Genomic DNA, 4,500 nt, shown 5'->3' on the forward strand with positions numbered 1-4,500 from the left:
CCCGCCGGCGGCGACCGCCACGGCCGGGCCGACCGACGCCGGCAGACCCCGGTCGCCCTGCTCGGCGTAGTGCAGGGCGGCCGCCACCGCGACCGGGCCGACGGCCAGATTGGGTGCGGCCGTCCGCAGGCTCAGCCCGGCGGCCAGGGCGAGCAGCCCCAACCCGACCGCGTCGATCAGCAGGGTGCGCAGGTTGCCGTCGCGCAGCGCGGCCGGATCTTCCCGCCACAGCAGCCAGCCCACGGCCGCCACCCCGACCAGCAGCAGCAGCTCCCAGCCCAGATGCACACCGACCCGATCCCGGCCGGGTTCACCCTGGGTGGGATCGTCGAAGACGTTCTCCAGAACGGCGGCCGGCACCCCCGACGAGGGTTCGGCAGACCGGTCCCGGCCCGCTTCTTCGTACCCCATCACGCCGCCTCCCCAGTGGCCGGCCGTCCAGGTCCAGCGTGCGGACGGACCCTGGGTGGCCTCGCTCTCCGATCGCAGGCACCGTACCCGCGCCCGCAGCCGGGCGTAACCCCCTGCTCAGCGCTGGCCGGGGCGGCTCTCCCGCGGGTCCTGCTCGCGCTCGTCCTCCGGGCGTTCCGGCACCCGGCAGGAGCGCTCCAGCCACAGCGCGGCCCCGACCAGGGCCAGCGAGGCGAGCAGACCCCCGCCTGCGGCCGGTCGATCGTCCAGGGCCGCGCGGGTGGTCTCGACGAAGAGCCAGCCGGTGAGCCCCGCGTAGAAGCCGGCGAAGATCGCCGCCGCCAGTGCCGACGCCTTGGCCAGCACCACGAAGCGGGCAACCATCAGCGGGTTGACCGGGTCCCGGCCGGGCTTGCGCTCGATCCGACCCCGGGTGTTGATCGCCGCGTACGCCTCCAGCACGGCGAGCCCGGCCAGCGTCACCACCGGCAGCCAGGGCAACCGGGGAATGCCGCTGTAGTAGAGGGAGCTGATCAGCAGCCAGGCCACCGCCGCAGCAGCCAACCCGGCCACGACCAGCGTCGAGATCCGGGTGGGGCCCATCCGGGACCCGTCCGGGCCCGACCCGCGGGGTGGGGGCTTCGCCTGCGTCATGCCGGCCGGTTCCGCTCGGTCATGCCGTCGACTCTAACGCCAACTCCGGCCGGGGACGCAGTTCCAACGCCTCGTCCGCCGCGGGGCCGCTGGTCAGCAGGTCGGTCAGCCAGCCGTGACCGGGCAGCCGACCGTACGGCTGGATGTCGATCCACGGACGCAGCACGAAGGCGCGCAGGTGCGCCCGGGGGTGCGGCAGGGTCAGCTCCTCCTCGTCGCTGAGCACCGGCTCGTCGTCGTCGCCCCAGACCGCGATCACGTCCACGTCGAGGGTGCGCGGCCCGAACCGCCGCTGCGGGTCACGGACCCGACCGGCCGCACGCTCCGCGTCGCGGGCCCGCTCCAGCCAGTCGCGCGGAGTCGCGGTCTCGTCCTGGGCGAGCACCACCGCATTGAGGTACGCGGGCTGGTCGGCGTCGCCCCACGGTGGAGTCTCGTACACCCCGGAGAGAACGCGCACCGCGTCGCCGAGGGTGGCGACCGCCGTACGCAGGTGTGCCAGGCGGTCGCCCAGGTTGCTGCCGAGCGAGAGGACGGCCCGGGTCACCGGGCACGCGTCCGGGTCATGGTGACGGCCACGTCGGTGAAGGTGTGCGGCACCGGCGCCTCCGGTTTGTGCACGGTGATCGTGGCGGTGTCGACCCGTTCGTCGGCGAGGCAGACCGCGAGGAGCCGGTCGGCCAGCGTCTCGATCAGGTTGACCGGCTCGCCGGTCACCACCGCGACCAGGCGTTCGGCCAGCTCGCCGTAGTGCACTGTGGTGGCGACGTCGTCGCTGGCGGCAGCCGGGGCGAGGTCCAACTCCAGAACGGCGTCGACCACGAAGTCCTGCCCATTTTCACGTTCGAAGTCGTACACCCCGTGCCGGCCGCGCGCCCGCAGGCCGGTCAGCTGGATCCGATCCGTCGTCATCACTGCATCTCCTGCTCGTGATCGCGGGATGCGACCTGCTCGTGGGGCGGCCGGGCGAGGCGTGGACCGCCGGTCGCGGTCCAGACCGCGAGCGCGTCGACGGTGGCGCGCACGTCGTGCACGCGTATCCCCCAGGCGCCCGCGGCGATCGCCAGCACGCTGGTCGCCACGGTGGCGGCCTCCCGCTGGGCGGTCGGCCGGGGGGTGCCGTCGGGGGCGGCGAGCAACCGCCCGAGGTACGACTTTCGGCTGGCTCCGAAGAGCAACGGGTACCCGAGGTCCAGCAGCTCCGGCAGGCGGGCGCTCAGTTCCCAGTTGTGCGCGGCGGTCTTGGCGAAGCCGAGCCCGGGGTCGACGACGAGGCGGTCGGCGGCCACCCCGGCGGCCAACGCCGCGTCGATCCGCTGGGTCAGCTCGGCTCGGACGTCCGCCACCACGTCGGTGTAGACGGCCAGGTCGCGCATCGCCCGGGAGTGACCACGCCAGTGCATCAGCACCCACGGGCAGCGCGCGTCGCGGACCACCCGGGCCATGTCCGGGTCGGCCAGCCCGCCGGAGACGTCGTTGACCACCGCCGCCCCGGCCGCGAGGGCGGCCTCCGCCACCCGGGCGCGGCTGGTGTCGATGCTGACCACCACGCCGGCCGCGGTCAACTCGCGGATCACCGGCAGCACCCGGTCGATCTCGGTCGCGGCGTCGATCCGCTCCGCGCCTGGGCGGGTCGACTCGCCGCCGATGTCGACCAGGTGCGCACCGGCGTCGCGTAGACGGACGCCGTGTCCGACGGCAGCGTCCAGGTCGGCGTACCGTCCGCCGTCGGAGAAGGAGTCCGGTGTGACGTTGAGGACGCCCATCACCACCGGGCCCGGAGCCCGCACCAGATCGGTCACGGCTAGACGGTACCGGTCGCGGCAGCGGCGCCCGGCGGCCCGGGTCGGCCCGCACCACCACCCCTGACATGCCAATTAGAACAGGTGTACGATCGGTCATCCGGGCAGCATCGGGCAGCGCCTTCGCGGCTTGTCGCAATCCGGGGCGGGCCGTACGCTTTGGAATTGCCCAGCATCGAGATGGCGAAGCTTGGAGGGAGGGCCGAAGCGGGGGAAAACCGCCCAAATGTTGCCACCCTCCGTGGTGAGTAACGAACACAGGGTCAAGAACGCCATGCCCTGTGGAGCACTTTTCCCGCCAGGCTTGCCTATTGCACCGCCGCGGCACCGCCGGCCGCGCTATGGGGAGGTTCCAGTGATCGCCTTCGAGCTCATGGAGACGGCGTCGTCCGGCGTCGCCCACGCGCTCTCCACCCTGGCGTCGGCTCCACTCGCGGAGCCGGCACCGAAGGGGATCGACACCAACAGTGTGGTCACCTTCTTCGCCAGCAAGATCGCGCCGATCCTGCTCGCCGTCCTGGGCGTCATCTTCATCGGCCGGGCCAGCCGAGGCGAGATCTCCAAGGTGCTGACCAGCTCCGCGATCGCCATCGTCGGTCTCGCCTTCATCGCCGGCGCGGCAACACTCTTCTTCGTCGGCGATTACCTGATCGACCTGATCTTCGAATAGGCGCGGTCACCACATGCGGCTGCGCACCGACGACGACATCTACCGGGCCCGTCTGGTCTACCTCGGGCCGCCCGGCTACACCCTTCCGGTCCATTTGCCGTACGCCCAGTACGGGCTCTTCATGTTGCTGGTCCCCCTCTACATGTTCATCCACTGGCTGTTCACGTTGACGGTCGAGCTCTTCCCGGCCTGGGAGATCGCGCTCGCCATCGTGACCACGTCGTTCATCTTCCGGCACGTCGACCCCGATCGGCCGGCGCGGGTGGTCATCCGCACCGCGTTGACCGACTGGCGACGCACCCGGGAGCCGGCGGTCGAGCAGCGCGATCCGCGCCTGGTCGGCAGCCGGATCAGGATTCGGGAGGAGCTGGCATGACCGGGCGTACGTCGATCGGTCCGTCGCAGGGCGCGGGCATTGGTCTGCCGCCAGTCGCTGAGGCGGTCGCATGAGCCGCTCTTCCACGCCGGGTTCCCCGGCCGGCCGCCCACCCGCGCCGACTGGTCACCGTGCACACTCGTTCGACTACGCCGAGGACGAGGATGAGGTGGCGCTCGACCCCGCACTGGTGACGTCGCCCGGCCACGGTGCGGTAGGCGTGTTCCAGGCGCCCCGACCGGTTCCCCGCCGGACGCCACCCGCCGAGCCGACCACGGTGTCCGCCGGCGAGAACGCCGACATCGACTCGCCCTTCCTGGACCTGTTCGGCGGGGCACGGCCCAGCACGGCCCGAGCCGTCACGGCCGGCCCGAGCACCCGGGAGCAACCGGCTATCCCGCATCAGCCCCCGCCGGCGGTGACCCGCGCGACGCCGCAGCTGGAACCACAGTGGACGCCCGACGACCGGCCCTCCGCCGGCGAGCGGCGCGCCGCTGGTCACCCGCACAGCGAGTCCCGGTTGCCCCAGCAGGCCGGTGACCGGCTGCCGCCGCTGCGCCAATCCCGACCCGACAGCTCGACGCCCC

At 72.6% G+C, this 4,500-nt stretch carries 6 protein-coding genes and 2 pseudogenes; 3 read left to right on the plus strand and 5 right to left on the minus strand.

Annotated features, from left to right (window positions below; all coding sequences use genetic code 11):
- From JM949_RS33900 to folP, 5 genes and pseudogenes are all read right to left on the minus strand, one after another.
- A pseudogene (locus JM949_RS33900) lies at positions 1–411 on the minus strand (ABC transporter permease); the annotation flags it as partial.
- Between the two features lie 117 nt (positions 412–528).
- A complete protein-coding gene (locus JM949_RS33905; protein WP_203152111.1) occupies positions 529–1,065 on the minus strand; it encodes a DUF3180 domain-containing protein in 537 nt (178 codons plus the stop codon).
- Between the two features lie 19 nt (positions 1,066–1,084).
- Positions 1,085–1,612 (minus strand): 2-amino-4-hydroxy-6-hydroxymethyldihydropteridine diphosphokinase, encoded by a 528-nt coding sequence (gene folK, locus JM949_RS33910; protein WP_203152112.1) that lies wholly within the window; start codon positions 1,610–1,612, stop codon positions 1,085–1,087.
- Positions 1,609–1,977, minus strand: coding sequence for a dihydroneopterin aldolase (gene folB, locus JM949_RS33915; RefSeq protein ID WP_203152113.1), 369 nt, complete (start codon positions 1,975–1,977; stop codon positions 1,609–1,611). The genes folK and folB overlap by 4 nt, the downstream gene beginning before the upstream one ends.
- Positions 1,977–2,867 (minus strand): dihydropteroate synthase, encoded by an 891-nt coding sequence (folP, locus tag JM949_RS33920; protein ID WP_203152114.1) that lies wholly within the window; start codon positions 2,865–2,867, stop codon positions 1,977–1,979. The genes folB and folP overlap by 1 nt, the downstream gene beginning before the upstream one ends.
- A gap of 355 nt (positions 2,868–3,222) precedes the next feature.
- Between folP and JM949_RS33925 the strand changes: the two genes are divergently transcribed.
- From JM949_RS33925 to JM949_RS33935, 3 genes and pseudogenes are all read left to right on the plus strand, one after another.
- On the plus strand, positions 3,223–3,537 hold the full coding sequence (locus JM949_RS33925; protein ID WP_030327982.1) for a hypothetical protein: 315 nt from the start codon (positions 3,223–3,225) through the stop codon (positions 3,535–3,537).
- 13 nt (positions 3,538–3,550) lie between these two features.
- Positions 3,551–3,913, plus strand: a complete 363-nt coding sequence (locus JM949_RS33930) for a hypothetical protein (RefSeq protein ID WP_053654782.1) — start codon at positions 3,551–3,553, stop codon at positions 3,911–3,913.
- Between the two features lie 70 nt (positions 3,914–3,983).
- Positions 3,984–4,500: pseudogene (locus JM949_RS33935) on the plus strand (ATP-binding protein); the annotation flags it as partial.

This window comes from Micromonospora tarensis, from assembly GCF_016803395.1.
Classification (GTDB): Bacteria; Actinomycetota; Actinomycetes; order Mycobacteriales; family Micromonosporaceae; genus Micromonospora; species Micromonospora tarensis.

Coding starts and splice junctions, on each gene's coding strand:
- JM949_RS33905 (WP_203152111.1), bottom strand. CDS start 1,065: ATGACGCAGGCGAAGCCCCCACCCCGCGGGTCGGGCCCGGACGGGTCC.
- folB (WP_203152113.1), bottom strand. CDS start 1,977: ATGACGACGGATCGGATCCAGCTGACCGGCCTGCGGGCGCGCGGCCGG.
- JM949_RS33930 (WP_053654782.1), top strand. CDS start 3,551: ATGCGGCTGCGCACCGACGACGACATCTACCGGGCCCGTCTGGTCTAC.